The 1,281-nt window shown below is 69.2% G+C and carries 1 protein-coding gene and 2 pseudogenes; all 3 read left to right on the top strand.

Going from position 1 to position 1,281, the window contains the following annotated elements:
• Positions 1–59 precede the first annotated feature (59 nt).
• Positions 60–218: pseudogene (locus DPA01S_RS17400) on the top strand (helix-turn-helix domain-containing protein); the annotation flags it as partial.
• A 237-nt stretch (positions 219–455) separates the two neighbouring features.
• Entirely contained in the window at positions 456–656 is a 201-nt protein-coding gene (gene thiS / locus DPA01S_RS16020; RefSeq protein WP_017836465.1) for a sulfur carrier protein ThiS, read from the top strand.
• Positions 657–726: 70 nt separating this feature from the next.
• Positions 727–1,281: pseudogene (gene thiG, locus DPA01S_RS16015) on the top strand (thiazole synthase); the annotation flags it as partial.

Here is a 1,281-nt window from a genome sequence, read left to right as displayed (position 1 = left end):
TGTCGGCGCTCGAACTCGTCGAGGGAATTGAAAAAATCGCCGCAGGTCAGCGAGTGACCATGGTTGGACCCGGCCTATCGGTGATGCGATCGGACCAGTGGCCGGCCAAAGAGGCGGGCCTGTCTCCGAGAGAGGCGGAAGTGATCGGTCTCATTGTCCAGGGACTATCCAACAAGGACATCGCCGCGCAGTGCTACCTGTCGACCAATTCGGTCAAGACCTTCATCCGGTCCGCGTATCGAAAAATGGGCGTGAGCACCCGAGCCCAGGCCGTGGCGTGGGGAATCGATCACGGACTCAAGCCCGACCGACGAGCCCCAAGCGGACTCCCCACGCACACCATCCCGCCAGGCTCACCGAGCAGCATCAGCACGCCCCAGCGCACTCAGGGCCGAATCGGCAGCCCCGGGGATCTAGTTGTAGTGGACGATGACGAGTGTGGAGTAGGAGGGCCCATGATCGTCACGGTGAACGGGGAGGACCGCACCCTGGCCGACGGCGCGACCGTCCGCGCACTGGTCACCGAGCTGGACCTGCCCGACGAGGGCGTCGCCATCGCCGTCGACGGCGTGGTGGTGCCCAGCTCGGGCTGGGACGACGCCCCGCTCGGTGCGGGCGCGGAGATCGACGTCCTCACGGCGGTCCAGGGTGGCTGACCCGACCTCGGCCGCGACCCCGGTTCGCGGCGTCGCAGGGCCGTCCGCGTATCCGTCTGGCGTCGCCGCGGTGCTGGACTCGCCCCTGGTTATCGCGGGCGAGGAGGTCTCCTCGCGGCTCATCACGGGCACCGGCGGTGCCGGTAACCAGGAGGTCCTGCGCGAGGCGCTGATCGCCTCGGGGACCGCGTTGACCACCGTGTCGATCCGCAAGGTCGACCTGCGGCTGGGCATGGACGGCGCCGGCGGACTCGGGCTGCTCGGGATGCTGAAAGAGCTCGGCATCCGCCCGTTGCCCAACACCGCCGGGTGCCGGTCCGCCACCGAGGCCGTGAAGACCGCCCGGCTCGCGAGGGAGGCGCTGGGCACGAACTGGGTGAAGCTCGAGGTGATCGCTGACGAGCGCACGCTCCTGCCCGACGGGGTGGAGGTGGTGGAGGCCGCAGAGGACCTGGTCGATGACGGTTTCGTCGTCCTTCCCTACACCACCGACGACCCGGTCCTGGCCCGCCGCCTGGAGGACGTGGGCTGCGCTGCGGTCATGCCCCTGGGCGCGCCGATCGGCACCGGGCTCGGGATCTGCAACCCGCACAACCTGGAGATGATCGTCGAGCGCGCGGGGGTG

It is taken from the genome of Dietzia papillomatosis NBRC 105045, assembly GCF_001570845.1.
In the GTDB taxonomy this organism is placed as follows: domain Bacteria; phylum Actinomycetota; class Actinomycetes; order Mycobacteriales; family Mycobacteriaceae; genus Dietzia; species Dietzia cinnamea.
Note: the sequence above shows the minus strand (reverse complement) of the source record. Positions and strands in the feature narration are given on the sequence as shown.

Coding starts and splice junctions, on each gene's coding strand:
- thiS (WP_017836465.1), top strand. CDS start 456: ATGATCGTCACGGTGAACGGGGAGGACCGCACCCTGGCCGACGGCGCG.